Source organism: Castellaniella sp., from assembly GCF_034675845.1.
Taxonomy (GTDB): domain Bacteria; phylum Pseudomonadota; class Gammaproteobacteria; order Burkholderiales; family Burkholderiaceae_B; genus Castellaniella.
Genome location: NZ_JAUCCU010000001.1, coordinates 1,973,254 through 1,987,172 on the forward strand (window position 1 = coordinate 1,973,254; position 13,919 = coordinate 1,987,172).

A 13,919-nucleotide genomic window follows, 5' to 3' on the forward strand; every position below is an offset into this window, starting at 1 on the left:
AGATGCTGGACGTAGTGCGCGAATATGCATAGCTATAGGCTGCTCGGTTGAGGTCGGTCACCCATCCCCTGTCGCGTGGGGCCTTTGGGTCCAACCCGGCAGGCTTGCTGGCCAAGTAACTATTTTTACTTTTATGAGGTAGAGCCCAATTTCGCTTGATGGCTGGCCGGTGATCATGCCCACTAAAGTGGACCCCGGAATCGAGACAGCGGTTTAAGCTGTAATCCGAGGAGGAAAGCAGCGTGACAGAGGTTAAGAAACGCAAGGTTCACAGCGCAGAATTCAAGGCGAAGGTGGGCATGGAAGCGATCCGCGGGGAGAAGACGCTCAACGAAATAGGACAACAGTACGGTGTGCATCCCGTGGTGGTCAGCCAGTGGAAGAAGGCAATCCAGGAACAGGCAGCCACGCTGTTTGCCAGCAAGCGTGGCCCAAAGCCTGCAGAGCACGCCGACGAGGACCGCTTGTACAGCGAGATCGGGCGCCTGAAGATGGAATTGGATTGGCTCAAAAAAAAGTCCGGACTATGAACGCAGACGTACGGATGAACTGGGTCATGCAGGACACGTCCCTGCCGATTACTCGCCAGTGCGAGCTCGCGCAGGTGCCCCGGGCAACTTTCTATGGCCGCAGGCCCGCCAATCTGGCCAGTGATGAAGACTTGCTGTACATGCGGCTGATCGACGAGGAGTACACCCGCCACCCGTTCTACGGCAGCCGCCGCATGGTGGTATTTCTGCAGCGTGGGGGCCACGAAGTGAACCGCAAACGGGTGCAGCGTCTGATGCGCGTCATGGGCCTGGCAGGTATGGCGCCGGGTCCGGCAACCAGTCATCCACACCCCCAGCACAAGATCTATCCGTACCTGCTGCGAGGTTTGCAGATCGTGCGGCCCAATCAGGTCTGGAGCACTGATATCACCTATATCCGGCTGGCGCGTGGGTTTGTCTACCTGGTGGCTGTCATCGACTGGTACTCTCGACGGGTACTGGCCTGGCGCATCTCCAACAGCATGGACACGGCGTTCTGCGTGGACTGTCTACAGGAAGCATTGGATCAGCATGGATGTCCGGAGATCTTCAACAGCGATCAGGGTTCTCAGTTTACGAGCGAGGCCTTCACCGGCGTGCTTAGAGTTGCCGGGATCGCCATCAGCATGGACGGGCGTGCGCTGGACAACATCTTTGTGGAACGGCTCTGGCGTAGCCTCAAGCACGAGGACATCTACCTGAAGGGCTACAGTACGGTGGCTGAGCTCACGCTCGGACTGGTCGAATACTTCGCGTTCTACAACGGCGAGCGGCCCCATCAGGGACTGGGAAACCGCACTCCTGACGAGGTCTATGCCGATGGTATTGGCGGCGGCGCCAGGATTGCTAATCACTTTGACCGGGACGGAAATCCTTCCAGCCCGGTCGCATCGGGGCAGCGCCGTTCGGCTGCAGTAGAAGCAATGGATTTAGCTTAAACCCGGATGAAATCTGTCTTGACAGATGGGTCCACTTTACACCCCTGGTTCAAAACGGGTTCTCCATGCGAAATGGGCATAGTTAGAGTGAATAGGTAGTAGAGGGTAGTATCCAGAGAATGTTGCGCGTTGCGCAGCGAGCGGCTACCATAAAAATGATCAAGTCATTTCGTCACAAAGGCCTTCGCCTTTTCTTTGAGACCGGTAGTGCCGCAGGCGTTCAGGCAAGCCATGTCAGGCGCTTGCGTATGCAGCTGACCGCCTTGGACACGGCAATCACAATTGATGATATGGATTTGCCTGGTTTTCGTCTGCATCCGCTTAAGGGTGAACAGAAAGGCCGGTGGGCCGTGACTGTCAACGGGAACTGGCGCATCACGTTTGAGTTTGTCGATGGTGATGCGTCCGTCATCGACTATGAGGATTATCACTGATGATCATGTACAACCCTCCGCATCCTGGTGAGTTCATTACCGAGATTTATCTCGCGCCCTACGGCATCAGTACGCGAACGCTGGCTTCTCGTCTCGATGTTGCGCCATCAACGGTCAGCCGGATGCTCAAGGGCACCAGTCGCGTGACTCCGGATATGGCTCTGCGTCTCTCCAAGGCGCTGGGTCGCAGCCCGCAAAGCTGGCTGGCGATGCAGGATGCGCATGATCTCTGGGTGGCCAAGCAACACTTGGATCTGTCCGGCGTCAGTAGGCTGGAATTGGTCGAAGCCTGATCTGGTGCTCACTGTGCAGATGCACAATCCACCCCACTCCGGCTGGCGTCTGCATCCGCTGAAGGGTTTGGAACTCCGAGGACACAGGTCAGTCTGGGTCAATGGCAACTGGCGGCTGACGTTTGCCTTTGATGGGTCGGATGTCATTTTGGTCGACTATCAGGATTATCATTAGGAGCGCATCATGAGGATGCACAATCCCCCCCACCCGGGCAGCCTGCTGAAAGACGACGTGCTGCCCGCATTGGAACTCACCGTAACCGAAGCTGCTGCACAGTTAGGCGTATCGCGTGTACAGTTTTCCCGGTTCATCAACGGGCGGTCTGGCGTGACGCCAGAGCTTGCTTTGCGGTTGGCCAAGTGGATTCCCGCCCCGACAGCCATCATGTGGTTGCAAATGCAGGCAGACTATGACTTGTGGCAGGCAGAGCACTCTGGGCGTGTGCTGGATGTGACGGTGGCGCAGCATCATGCGCATGCGTAGACTGGATGAGGCGCAGGACTTGTTCTGTATCAGCGGCGTCGGTTTTGTAGCGCTTGCCATCGGCGGCTACCAGTTTCAGTTGGTGAGTGGTACTAAGCAACTGGCTGCCTTCTGCAACTAGCTTGTTTTTAGCCATTTCTAGTAGTTTTTGACCTTTTTGTGGTCAGGCTGGTCAGTCAGGATGGCAATAATATCCACCACTGAGAACCACCATTTTTCGTGGTCTGCATCCCATTCGGCCCGAACCTGGTGAGCGTCGAAGAGTTTGATTTTGTCGGCCACGGGCGTTCATCCTCGGTTGGTCTTGTCGGGGTTGTCGACAACTTGGCCTGCAGGCCGTTCTGATGTTGAAGTTAAAGACTCTTTGTCTGAATCGCCCCGGGAATCGCGGAGGCTGTTTGGTCAAAGTAAAACAGGCTCTGCAGCCCGGGCTGCGAGTTGTTGATAGTACCTTTGTTCAGCCTCGGCTGGCGGGATATCACCAATCGATTCCATCAGGCGTTGGTGATTGAACCAGGAGACCCATTCCAAGGTTGCCAGTTCAACGGCAGCCTTGGTTTTCCAGGGGCCGCGCCTATGGATCAGCTCGGTTTTATATAGACCATTGAGGGTCTCGGCCAATGCGTTGTCGTAGGCATCGCCCGTAGCGCCCACCGAAGGGCTGATTCCTGCCTCACCCAGCCGTTCTGAGTACCGGATCGAGACGTACTGCGAGCCACGATCCGAATGGTGCACAAGCCCCCCGGCCGGATCGGGACGCCGGTCATAGAGCGCTTGCTCCAGGGCATCCAGCACAAAGTCTGTGGTCATCCGCGAACTGGTGCGCCAGCCGACGATGCGTTTGGCATAGGTATCGATCACAAATGCCACATATAGCCATCCCTGCCAGGTCGACAGTAGAGTAAGAGACAGGGCGTAGTCGAACTATTTCCCTGCCTCTCCTCTCCGAACCGGACGTGCACCTCTCAGCGCATCCGGCTCTTCATTCAAGTGTTGCTCATAGCAAAGGCGACATCGACATAACGCGATTCAATGGTTCTGCGTATCTCATCACGCATGATGTATGGATTTTCCGGTGGCATACGCCACCGGAATTGACCCTTGCGGCTGGTAACAAGACGCCGAAGCGCCACCGCCCCATACCAGCCTCGACTGTTTTGGCCTTGTAGTACCCATGTCGTAGCCTGTCCCGGCTCTGGTGCTCGGATGTAGTCACGCATCAGTGACCGGAATCCGCGCCGATACTTGCGCGCGAGCCAGTACCCGAATTTCCAGAAGATAGTTCGGTCCAGTTTTCTAAACACGGTGGCCGTGTAGTCGGTGTATTGATAGAAGGCAGCCCAGCCAGCAATTTGCCGGTTTAGGCTTTCTATGAGATCCATCCGATTCATACTGTAGTTGCCAGACAATTGCTTGGCCAGTCTTTCGGCAAAACCCCGGTACTTCTCCCACGGAATCGTCGTCACAGGTCGCATGCGACCGCGTGGTCCACGCTTGCGGATGATTCGGTGACCCAGGAAGACGAAGCCGTCATTTACATGCGTAATATGGGTTTTCTCCATATTCAGCGTGAGCCTCAGTTCGCCTTCAAGGAATCCGCGACATGCTTCACGTACGGTCTCAGCATGTTCACGAGTTCCCTTGACTACGATCACAAAATCATCGGCGTACCGGCAATAGGCTACAGCAGGTATCCATTGCCGGTTTTCCCGCACAGCAATGGGCCGCTGCTTGAGAATGCCGAAGTTCCACGCCCACCGATCCCTGCGCACCTTCTTATTCAGGTAGTTCGCCTCCATCCACGCATCGAACTCATGCAGCATGATGTTGGATAACAGGGGTGAGATGACACCGCCCTGAGGAACTCCTTTGCTCGAAGCACAGAACAGATCGCGATCAACGCAGCCCGCCTTGATGAGCTTCCAGAGCAGGGCAAGGAAGCGCTGGTCGGCGATCCGCTTTCGGATTCCCTTCATCAGCAAGCGATGATGCACCGTATCGAAGTAGCTGGCGAGATCGCCCTCGATTACCCAGCGTCCGGCGGCACTTTGTTCACCACCATCTTGCAACTGAAGCTTCACCGTGCGAATCGCATGATGAACGCTACGGGCCGGCCTAAAGCCATAGGAAACCGGGTGGAAATCGCTTTCCCATATCGGCTCCATGACCATCAGCATGGCCCGTTGCACGATCCGATCCCGCAGGCTCGGAATGCCAAGTGGCCTGAGCTTGCCGTTCGCTTTCGGTATATACACGCGTCGTGCGGGTAGAGGGCTGTACGAGCCCGCTAACAGTTCGTCACGTATCGTCGATAGCTCATCATGGAGATACGCTTCCATCATGCGTTTATCGACCCCGTCCACGCCCGGCGTGCGAGCCCCGCTGGAGGCCAGCGTAATACGGGCCGCTTCACTCAACCAAGACCTGTCAGCAACAAGTCTCAGGAGTCGATCGAACTTGCGTTCTTTGTCCTCCGTTGACCATGTCGCCAGTTTGCTTTGCATTTCACTGATTATCAAAGGTCTTCACCTCACTATGGTCAGTTAATCAACTCAACAAACCACTTAAACTGCCCGCCTTCGCCATGTGGCTGGCTTTCCCAGCCTCGGACTACTACGCGGGCTCCGCCAGCCTGCACATCATCGGGGGCACACTCCCTTGGCATTTGTGCAAGCCTTCCCCAGTTCACATGCTGGACTTAAAAAAAACGCATGGGTGAGGTTGCCTGTCGCAGTCTTTATCCTTGCTTGTCGCAAGTCGTCGCAAATACTGCGGTCTAGCTGCGCGCTCCCCGCGGTTCCCTGCTGCTCAGCATACCTATCCAAGCAGCACTCGTGGCGCTGGACCCTACGTGTGCCCAGCTCCAGTTCGCGTCCTGCCCGTAAAGCGGTGTGGGCAGGGGTGACATTTCAACCCTCAGATGCGATTTAACAGGTTCGTGTTCCTCAACCGTCCCATGCTCAGCCTAGAGACTCATCTTGGCGTAACCGCTTCGCCGCAAGCCCCGTTTCCCACGGACTTCGTCACCTTGCCAGTGTCGGCAAGTCACCGCCGCTTCGGCTCACTTTCTCTCGCAGCAGAGAAAGGGCATGCCCCGGTACTGCAACGTTTAACGTCTCCGGGTACTGCATTCCAAACATGCTCAAGCAGCTTCACCCCCATGCAGGCGGGCTACGCTGGCTGGGCGTACCATAGGTGAAGTCTGCTACCCAGAGGCTATTAGGGCGATCAGCGTGGAAAGCCCGACGCACCAGGTCGCGGGGGCTGGGTCGTGTGGTGTCGGGAACCGTTGTGCGTATCCGTTTGCCACGACGCACGCCCTCGATGCCCAAGCGGCCCATGAGCCGCTCTACGGTGCAACGGGCGATGGGCAGGTTCTCCCGGTGCATCTGTCGCCAGACCTTATGTGCCCCATAGACCTCGAAGTTCTGCTTCCAGATGCGCCGTATCTCAATCATTCGCTGTTCATCCTGTTTGGCCCGGTTGCTACGCAGCGCTGGGTTGCGGCACCGGGCGGCATGAAGCCTGTAGGCTGATGGGGCGACCTGCAACACCTTGCAGATCGGCTCGACCCCATACAGATCACGATGCTGATCGATATAAGCGTTTATTTCTTCAGTTCGCGGTCGAGCGCCGCCTGGGCGAAAAAAGCGCTGGCCGTCTTCAGTATCTCGTTGGCTCGGCGCAGTTCCTTGACCTCACGCTCCAGGGCCTTGACGCGCTCTCGTTCCTCGCTGGTGACCCCAGGGCGAGTGCCGTTGTCCGTCTCGGAGCGTTTGACCCAGGTAAGCAGCGTTGATTGATTGCAGCCGATCTTGGGCGCAATTGAGCCCACCGCTGCCCATAGGGATGGATATTCTTCGCGGTGCTCCTGCACCAACCGTACGGCACGTTCACGCACTTCAGGGGAAAAAGATGATTGGTTCGTCATAGCTCCATTCTCTCAAAGGTTGGAGCCTCCTCAAAACCCGGGGGGATTCAGGCCGGGATCGAACGGGACCGACATATTGGCTACCAGAACCCGTCTCGGCGGTAGGAGCCTGAGATCCATCCACACTCCCTGAAGCCTTTTATCCGAGCCACTACTGGCATCCATGAGTTAGCATTAGACCGGTGGGCGCTGATTCCCCATTTTGCCGAGACGGCAAAACTGTCGTATCAGACTAACAATGTGCAGACGGAGTAATTGGATAGTTGACCGGGAGGGCTTACCAACGGATCACGGTTTCCGAGTGCTGCCTCCAAGAGGCGAGTTGCCTTGTAAGTGATCGCTGCATTTCTTGATCCATGCTATTCGTTGGTGGTTTTTGTCGAGGAGCCTTCGTCGCCATCTATTTATACGATATTCGTTGTGTGCAATTCAAAAATCGACCGATGCCAAAAATTGAACGAGTCCTGAAGGTTTTTCTCGCTAGCCCCACTGATGTTGGCGAAGAACGATATTACGTCGATGCGTTTGTCACTGAGTGGAATGATCTATGGAGCGACGAACTTGGAGTTTATGTCAAGCTACTTCGATGGGAGACGCATGCCTATCCTGCCATCGGTAGAGATGGGCAAGACGTGATAAATGAGCAGATCGGAGAAAAATACGATTTATTTGTTGGGATTATGTGGAATCGGTTTGGCACGCCCACGAAAAGAGCAGCTTCAGGAACAGTAGAGGAATATGAACGTGCTTTAAATCGACATCGTGTGACGGGGGAACCTCAATTGCTGCTTTATTTTAAGCAAGGGCGTCCTCCGAACGAGGCTGTCGAGGAAACGCAAATTAGGGCAGTTCAAGATTTTCGTAGGACGGTCGCAAAGGATGGCTTGCTTTATTGGGAATTTGAAGCTTCAGAGCAGTTTGGAAAACTCGTCCGTATCCATCTAACCCGTCATATTCAGAATTGGTCGAAACGATTCCCATATCGTTTCGATGTTGAGCACCCAGATTATCGAGGATTGCTCTCCCGCTATGCAGAATATACGGCTAGCGTTAAGAGGGGCAGTAGCCTTCTTGCCGACTTGTGTGTCAGGTTTGCAAGTACTCTATCTCAGCATCTATCCCAGAATAAGCGTCGAGCTAAGCAAGTGCGGAGTATGTCTGACGAGGAACTAACTTTTGAGTTCATGAAGCGATCTACCTTGGAGATTACAGCCGCGCTGATGAGTTTTGCAGAGCAAACTGAGCGTTTTGAGGCTAATTATGAACAGGCCTTCTCCAATTTCATTGAAAACATTCTGGGACTGGCTGCTATTTCCATAGCGGTTCCACATACCAAAGTGGACTGTGTAAGTAATGATATTGGCAAGCTGCGGACACAGCTTCGAGAGAACAGTAAAGCGATGGATGGATATGTGAAGGGATTGCACGAGACGCAACCGCGGCTAAGTGGGGTCATGCTCTCCGCTAATAAGCGAAGCATAGAGGCACTAAGTAAGTTCATTGAGCATTGTGATTTCGGTGAGCGCATGCTAAGAGAAGCTGAAAAACTGTTTGATGTGGGGCTGAAACTCGGGAAACGCTGAACAGTTTCCGTGGTTTAACCATTTCCGCTGTCCAGGATGCGGGATGATCTCGGTATTTATACGGCAGGGAGCATGTCAGCAAAGATGTTTTTCAGCATTATCGCGCCGTGAATTCCGCAAAAAACTTTTCGTCGACTTCGTAGGTGGTCACTGGCTTCAACCCCAGTTCCAGATTCTCCAGCATGTCGATCAGCTTCTCGCTGTCGACCAGCTCAATGGGGGGAGCGCCATCACGACTGGCTTCGCGGCGAGCTTCGGCTGTGAAAGTTCCCGTGGTAATGATGATGCCCTTGTCGGCGCGGCCCGACATGGCACCTCTAAAGTCTCGCACGATGGACGGCGTGACAGAATTGGCGTAACGCTTGCATTGAAATAGCACTTTGAAGGACACCAGCGGGTTGACCTGCAGGATGCCATGGCCGTCGATGCCGCCATCGTTGCTTTGGCCGGTGACCTCGACATGGATGAATCCGGCCTCGCGCAGCAGGCGCTGTGACAGGCGCTCGAATCCGGCGGGCGGTAGATTGCGCATGATGTCCAGAATGGCCGCTCGGTAGTCCCCCGTCGGGGTTTCGGCTTCTTCGACGGTCTGTTCTTCCATCGAGACGGTATCGGCCGTCTTTGTGCGGCGTTGCTCCTGGAAGATTGCAACCCAGCGACGGAAGATGTCGTGGGCCTGTTCATAGGTCAGTGTGGTGGCGCGTCCGCGCTCGGTCAGGCTCCAAATCCCGCGTCTGGATGAGCCCAGCAGCCCTTCCTTCGTTAAATAGAACCGCGCCCAGGCGACCTGGTTCTTGAAGCGTGGTTGGCCAGAGGATGTCAGCTCGTTTTGGGCATCGTCGGATACCGCGTGGTCGGCCGCGATTTGGTCGACCACCTCGTCGGGCGATCCCGAGCCACCCAGCTTGCGCAGTGCGTCCAGTAGCGGTCCGAACCAGTTGACGAACTGCGCACCTTCGTTGTGGCCTCCCATGCCTCGATCCTTGTTCTATTCTTGGACCGAGATATCGTATCACCAGAGTTGAATACGGGTCGTCCCCGCCCACCAATCTCCAGCACCAACCCGCCGCCCCGAAACCCGCATAAACCCTAGCCACGACCTTGCGCGCGCTCGCGAGGCAAAGAGATAAAAACCGAGAACAGAGAGGCCAGACAGGACCGGAACCAGACCACCCAGCACCTCCACGCTCGCGAGCCCAACCCGCAAACCCCCGCCAATCCTGCCCCTCCAGCCAACAAAAAACCCAACGGAGAACCGTTGGGTTAGTTGTAACTGGTGGCCCGGGGCGGAATCGAACCACCGACACAAGGATTTTCAATCCTCTGCTCTACCGACTGAGCTACCGGGCCAAGACGACGAATATTACACGATTTTTTCCTGCTTTGCAGCAAGGGGGGCTAAAAAATGGCCCAAGACCCTATGGGCGACCTATAATGTGGCAGTCTCCTTATCAGAAGCTTTCTGCGGCATGTCCGTTGATGTCCTTACCTTTGGCCTGAATCATGTATCCGCGCCGGTGTCCGTGCGCGAACGCGTGTCGTTTCCGGTCGACCTCCTGAAGCCCGCCCTGTCGGCCTTGCGCACTGCGTTTGGTTCCTCGGTGCGCGAGGCCGCGATCCTGTCTACCTGTAATCGCACTGAAATCTACTGTGCGGCTGATCCGGGCGTGGGCGAAAAAATCCCTGCCTGGCTGGCGGATTTCAATCGTCTGGAAGCCGGTCAGCTGGTGCCTCACCTGTACCAATACCAGCACAACGATGCCGTGCGGCATGCGTTTCGCGTGGCCAGCGGCCTGGACTCCATGGTGCTGGGTGAACCCCAGATCCTGGGCCAGATGAAAAATGCGGTGCGTGCCGCCGAACAGGCCGGCACGCTGGGCACCCTGCTGCACCAGTTGTTCCAGCGCACCTTTTCCGTGGCCAAGGAAGTCCGTTCCCAGACCGCCATTGGGGCCCATTCGGTCTCCATGGCGGCGGCGGCCGTGCGCTTGGCCCAGCGCGTGCTGGGCGATCTGTCCGGCGCCAATGTCTTGTTCATCGGCGCGGGCGAAATGATCCAGCTTTGTGCCACCCATTTTGCGGCGGTGCAGCCGCGTCAGATCGCGGTAGCCAATCGCACCCTGGAACGCGCCCAGTTGCTGGCGACGCAGTTCGATGCCCGCACCCTGAAGCTCTCCGCCTTGCCGGATCATCTGGCCGAATACGATGTGGTCGTTTCCTGTACGGCCTCATCCTTGCCCATCCTCGGTCTGGGGATGGTGGAAAGGGCTGCGCGCTTGCGGCGCCACCGCCCCATGGTCATGGTGGACTTGGCTGTGCCGCGCGACATAGAACCCGAAATCGCGCGCTTGGCGGATGTCTATCTGTACACGGTGGATGATCTGGGCCGGATGGTGCAGTCGGGCACCGATGCGCGACGTGCCGCCGTGGTGCAGGCCGAGGCCATCATCGAGGCCCGTGTCCAGCATTTCATGCACTGGCTGTCCAATCGCGCCATCGTGCCGGCCATCATCGACTACCAGCAGTCCGCCGATGCGTTGCGCCTGGCAGAATTGGATCGTGCCCGGCGTCTGTTGGCGCGAGGCGACGACCCCCAGGAAGTTCTGGAATACTTGGCCTATAGCCTGACGCATAAATACATGCATGGGCCGCTGTCGGCACTGAACCGCAGCGAGGGCGCAGAGCGCGACCAGATGCTGGCCTTGCTGCCGCGCCTGCTGCCCGAGGCTGGTACTACTACGCGTCGCCGGTAGCGACGCTGTCCCTTTGCCTGTCTGTCGATCCGCCTGCCGATGCAGCGGATCGTGCCTTTTTCAACCCCCAAAACCCTCCCTCTCCCTATGAAAATCTCGATGCGCAGCCGTCTGGAACAGCTTAGTCACCGCTTGGCGGAAATCGACGCCATGCTGGCTGAACCGGATGGTGCCGACGACATGGATCGATTTCGCAAGCTGACCCGCGAACGCGCCGAGCTTGAGCCGGTGGTCGAGGTCTTTACCGCCTGGGAACGAGTCTGCGCCGATCAGGAAACCGCCCGCGAGATGCTGGCTGACCCTGATATGAAGGAGCTGGCCCAGGAAGAGCTGGCCGGGGCTGATGAACGCATGCAACAACTGGAATCCGATCTGCAGATCTTGCTGCTGCCCAAGGACCCCGATGATGATCGCAGCGTTTTTCTGGAAATTCGCGCAGGGACGGGGGGGGGACGAGAGCGCGCTGTTTGCCGGAGATTTGCTGCGCATGTATGCCCGTTATGCCGAAACCCGGGGCTGGCGGGTCGAGCTCATCTCCGAGAGTCCGGCTGAGATCGGGGGCTACAAAGAAGTCATTGCCCACATCGAGGGCGATGGCGTGTACGGTCAACTGAAATTTGAGTCCGGCGCGCATCGTGTGCAACGAGTGCCGGAGACCGAGTCCCAGGGCCGGGTGCATACATCGGCCTGCACGGTGGCGGTGATGCCCGAGGCCGATGCCCAGTCGGATATTCAGATCAACGCCAACGATCTGAGGATTGATACTTTTCGCGCCAGCGGGGCAGGCGGGCAGCATATCAACAAGACCGATTCGGCGGTGCGTATCACGCACTTGCCCACGGGGCTGGTGGTCGAATGTCAGGATGACCGTTCACAGCATCGCAATAAGGATAAGGCCATGCAGGTGCTGGCGGCACGTCTGAAAGACCGCCAGCAGCAGGAAGTCCATGCCCGCGAGGCCGCCCAACGCAAAAGCCTGGTGGGTTCGGGCGATCGGTCCGAACGCATTCGCACGTATAACTTTCCCCAGGGGCGGATGACCGATCACCGCATCAATCTGACCCTGTATAAGCTTGCCCAGATCATGGATGGTGATTTGACCGAGCTGACCAATGCCCTGCTGGCCGAACATCAGGCCGAGCAACTGGCCGCCCTGGCGCTGGACTGATCCGCATGAGCCCCAGCCTGCGCACTTGCCTGGCCGCCAGTCCTTTGCCGCGCCTGGAGTTTCAGATGTTATGGCAGCAGGTGCTGGGTGTGTCGCGGGCGTGGTTGCTGGCGCATGATACTGACCCCCTGAGCCCAGCCGCACTGGCTGCTTATCAAGTCCTGGAGGCTCGCCGGGTGGCGGGCGAGCCCATGGCGTATATCCTGGGCCATCGGGAATTCTGGGGGCGAGACTTCCAGGTGACGCCCGCCGTGCTGATTCCCCGGCCAGAGACTGAGTTTTTAGTCGAATGCGCCTTGAATGCCATTGCCGATACTGCTGGCCCCCACGTGCTGGATCTGGGGACGGGCAGTGGCATCGTGGCGATTTCCATTGCCCTGGATCGCCCGGATGCCCAGGTTCAGGCAACGGATCTGAGCCTGGATGCCCTGAAAATCGCTCAAATGAACGCACGCAGTCTAGGGGCAAAGCTATTGTTTTCCCACGGGAATTGGTACGATAGTCAGTTGGGTTCGAAGCGTTATCACCTGATTGTCTCGAACCCGCCCTATATCGACGCACAGGATACCCACCTGGTGCAGGGTGATCTGCGCTTTGAGCCTGTCACCGCCCTCACGGATGGTGCCGATGGGCTGGATGCCCTGCGCTGTATCGTGCAAGGCGCCCCCGGGCATTTGTTGCCGGGTGGGGCCTTGTGTGTTGAACACGGTTGGGACCAAGCCGCCCCAGTGCGGACTTTGTTTCAGACGATGGGCTTTATCGCAGTTGCCAGCCTGCGGGATCTGGCTGGCATCGAACGCATTACCTGGGGCCGCTGGCCGGCCTGAACTTTACACAGAGACCACCATGAGCGAAGCAGTGCAATCCGAAGTCCACAACTTCATCCGCGAGACCGTCACCAGTCACCCTATCGTCCTTTTCATGAAGGGTACGGCACAGTTTCCGCAATGCGGATTTTCCGGACGTGCCATTCAGATCCTGAAGGAAATCGGCGTCACCAAGCTGGTCACCGTCAATGTGCTCGAGGACGCCGAGGTCCGCCAGGGCATCAAGGACTACGCCAGCTGGCCCACAATTCCCCAGCTCTACGTCAAGGGCGAATTCGTTGGCGGCACCGACATCATGAACGAACTGCACGCCAGCGGCGAACTGGCCACTTTGATCAAGGACGCCGGGGCCATTGAATAATGGCCCAGCCGCGTCGGCTGGCAGTTGGTATCAGCGGGGCCACGGGGGCGCAATATGCCCTGCGTCTGCTGGTTTTGGCACGCACCCAGGGGATTGAAACCCATCTGGTGGTATCGCCCTCGGGCGTGCTCAATATCCGCCATGAACTCGGCCTTAACCGCCAGGACGTGCATGCCTTGGCTGACCATGTCTATAGCCCGCGCGATGTCGGTGCAACGCTGGCCAGCGGCAGTTTTTCCACCATGGGCATGGTCGTCGTGCCATGCTCCATGCGGACGCTGGCGGCGGTCGCCCATGGGCTGTCCGACAATCTTATTACCCGGGCAGCGGATGTCACCCTCAAGGAACGCCGCCGTCTGGTGTTGATGGTGCGCGAAACGCCATTTAATTTGGCGCACTTGCGCAACATGACTGCTGTCACCGAGATGGGCGGGGTGATTTTCCCTCCATTGCCGGCGTTTTACATGCGCCCAACCAGTCTTGATGAGATGATCGATCACACGGTTATCCGGGTGCTGGATCTGTTCGATATTCATGTGCCTGGCCCGCGCTGGGAGGGCATGGATGCTCCCAGTAAGCAAACTGGGCAGGCTTTCAATACAATCTGATCCGTTCAA

13 protein-coding genes, 1 tRNA gene, 4 pseudogenes and 1 other annotated feature are annotated in these 13,919 nt (G+C 57.2%); of the genes and pseudogenes, 12 read left to right on the forward strand and 6 right to left on the reverse strand.

From position 1 onward, the window contains the following. Positions 1–299: 299 nt before the first annotated feature. The 6 genes and pseudogenes from VDP81_RS09545 (at position 300) to VDP81_RS09570 (ending at position 2,800) form a co-directional block, all read left to right on the forward strand. A protein-coding gene (locus tag VDP81_RS09545) for an IS3 family transposase (protein ID WP_323012413.1) occupies positions 300–1,468 on the forward strand; the annotation gives its coding sequence in 2 pieces (ribosomal slippage) (positions 300–519 and positions 519–1,468; 1,170 coding nt in all). Between the two features lie 155 nt (positions 1,469–1,623). Further along, positions 1,624–1,902 (forward strand): type II toxin-antitoxin system RelE/ParE family toxin, encoded by a 279-nt coding sequence (locus tag VDP81_RS09550; RefSeq protein ID WP_323012155.1) that lies wholly within the window; start codon positions 1,624–1,626, stop codon positions 1,900–1,902. Then, positions 1,902–2,195: a HigA family addiction module antitoxin gene (locus VDP81_RS09555; RefSeq protein WP_323012156.1), complete on the forward strand. Its 294-nt coding sequence runs from the start codon at positions 1,902–1,904 to the stop codon at positions 2,193–2,195. The genes VDP81_RS09550 and VDP81_RS09555 overlap by 1 nt, the downstream gene beginning before the upstream one ends. A 40-nt stretch (positions 2,196–2,235) precedes the next feature. Next, positions 2,236–2,370 (forward strand): annotated as a pseudogene (locus VDP81_RS09560) (type II toxin-antitoxin system RelE/ParE family toxin); the annotation flags it as partial. A gap of 9 nt (positions 2,371–2,379) precedes the next feature. After that, positions 2,380–2,679, forward strand: coding sequence for a HigA family addiction module antitoxin (locus tag VDP81_RS09565; protein ID WP_416233226.1), 300 nt, complete (start codon positions 2,380–2,382; stop codon positions 2,677–2,679). Continuing rightward, entirely contained in the window at positions 2,666–2,800 is a 135-nt protein-coding gene (locus tag VDP81_RS09570; protein ID WP_322996097.1) for a hypothetical protein, read from the forward strand. Before VDP81_RS09565 ends, VDP81_RS09570 begins: the two co-directional genes overlap by 14 nt. A gap of 17 nt (positions 2,801–2,817) precedes the next feature. On the opposite strand, the gene VDP81_RS09575 is transcribed toward VDP81_RS09570, so the two are convergent. The 4 genes and pseudogenes from VDP81_RS09575 to VDP81_RS09590 form a co-directional block, all read right to left on the reverse strand. Continuing rightward, positions 2,818–2,961 (reverse strand): hypothetical protein, encoded by a 144-nt coding sequence (locus tag VDP81_RS09575; protein WP_323012157.1) that lies wholly within the window; start codon positions 2,959–2,961, stop codon positions 2,818–2,820. 120 nt (positions 2,962–3,081) lie between these two features. Continuing rightward, positions 3,082–3,582: pseudogene (locus VDP81_RS09580) on the reverse strand (IS3 family transposase); the annotation flags it as partial. Between the two features lie 83 nt (positions 3,583–3,665). After that, entirely contained in the window at positions 3,666–5,198 is a 1,533-nt protein-coding gene (gene ltrA, locus VDP81_RS09585) for a group II intron reverse transcriptase/maturase (RefSeq protein WP_323012158.1), read from the reverse strand. 672 nt (positions 5,199–5,870) lie between these two features. Beyond that, a pseudogene (locus VDP81_RS09590) lies at positions 5,871–6,610 on the reverse strand (IS3 family transposase); the annotation flags it as partial. Continuing rightward, positions 6,216–6,332, reverse strand: a sequence feature (AL1L pseudoknot). Its footprint overlaps the pseudogene before it by 117 nt. A gap of 356 nt (positions 6,611–6,966) precedes the next feature. On the opposite strand from VDP81_RS09590, the gene VDP81_RS09595 reads away from it, so the two are divergent. Beyond that, entirely contained in the window at positions 6,967–8,193 is a 1,227-nt protein-coding gene (locus VDP81_RS09595; protein WP_323012159.1) for a hypothetical protein, read from the forward strand. 97 nt (positions 8,194–8,290) lie between these two features. On the opposite strand, the gene VDP81_RS09600 is transcribed toward VDP81_RS09595, so the two are convergent. Continuing rightward, positions 8,291–9,166, reverse strand: a complete 876-nt coding sequence (locus tag VDP81_RS09600) for a restriction endonuclease (RefSeq protein WP_323012160.1) — start codon at positions 9,164–9,166, stop codon at positions 8,291–8,293. Between the two features lie 301 nt (positions 9,167–9,467). After that, positions 9,468–9,543, reverse strand: a tRNA-Phe gene (locus tag VDP81_RS09605). A 119-nt stretch (positions 9,544–9,662) separates the two neighbouring features. On the opposite strand from VDP81_RS09605, the gene hemA reads away from it, so the two are divergent. From hemA to VDP81_RS09630, 5 genes and pseudogenes are all read left to right on the forward strand, one after another. Beyond that, complete coding sequence (hemA, locus tag VDP81_RS09610; protein WP_323012161.1) at positions 9,663–10,946, forward strand: glutamyl-tRNA reductase; 1,284 nt, start codon at positions 9,663–9,665, stop codon at positions 10,944–10,946. A gap of 87 nt (positions 10,947–11,033) precedes the next feature. Next, a pseudogene (gene prfA, locus VDP81_RS09615) lies at positions 11,034–12,114 on the forward strand (peptide chain release factor 1). Between the two features lie 5 nt (positions 12,115–12,119). Then, positions 12,120–12,941: a peptide chain release factor N(5)-glutamine methyltransferase gene (gene prmC, locus VDP81_RS09620; protein ID WP_323012162.1), complete on the forward strand. Its 822-nt coding sequence runs from the start codon at positions 12,120–12,122 to the stop codon at positions 12,939–12,941. 19 nt (positions 12,942–12,960) lie between these two features. Then, on the forward strand, positions 12,961–13,302 hold the full coding sequence (grxD, locus tag VDP81_RS09625) for a Grx4 family monothiol glutaredoxin (RefSeq protein WP_322996110.1): 342 nt from the start codon (positions 12,961–12,963) through the stop codon (positions 13,300–13,302). Further along, complete coding sequence (locus VDP81_RS09630; protein WP_322996111.1) at positions 13,302–13,910, forward strand: UbiX family flavin prenyltransferase; 609 nt, start codon at positions 13,302–13,304, stop codon at positions 13,908–13,910. Before grxD ends, VDP81_RS09630 begins: the two co-directional genes overlap by 1 nt. Positions 13,911–13,919: the final 9 nt, after the last annotated feature.

Coding starts and splice junctions, on each gene's coding strand:
- VDP81_RS09570 (WP_322996097.1), top strand. CDS start 2,666: ATGCGCATGCGTAGACTGGATGAGGCGCAGGACTTGTTCTGTATCAGC.
- hemA (WP_323012161.1), top strand. CDS start 9,663: ATGTCCGTTGATGTCCTTACCTTTGGCCTGAATCATGTATCCGCGCCG.
- VDP81_RS09555 (WP_323012156.1), top strand. CDS start 1,902: ATGATCATGTACAACCCTCCGCATCCTGGTGAGTTCATTACCGAGATT.
- VDP81_RS09630 (WP_322996111.1), top strand. CDS start 13,302: ATGGCCCAGCCGCGTCGGCTGGCAGTTGGTATCAGCGGGGCCACGGGG.
- grxD (WP_322996110.1), top strand. CDS start 12,961: ATGAGCGAAGCAGTGCAATCCGAAGTCCACAACTTCATCCGCGAGACC.
- prmC (WP_323012162.1), top strand. CDS start 12,120: ATGAGCCCCAGCCTGCGCACTTGCCTGGCCGCCAGTCCTTTGCCGCGC.
- VDP81_RS09550 (WP_323012155.1), top strand. CDS start 1,624: ATGATCAAGTCATTTCGTCACAAAGGCCTTCGCCTTTTCTTTGAGACC.
- VDP81_RS09595 (WP_323012159.1), top strand. CDS start 6,967: ATGCTATTCGTTGGTGGTTTTTGTCGAGGAGCCTTCGTCGCCATCTAT.
- VDP81_RS09600 (WP_323012160.1), bottom strand. CDS start 9,166: ATGGGAGGCCACAACGAAGGTGCGCAGTTCGTCAACTGGTTCGGACCG.
- VDP81_RS09565 (WP_416233226.1), top strand. CDS start 2,380: ATGAGGATGCACAATCCCCCCCACCCGGGCAGCCTGCTGAAAGACGAC.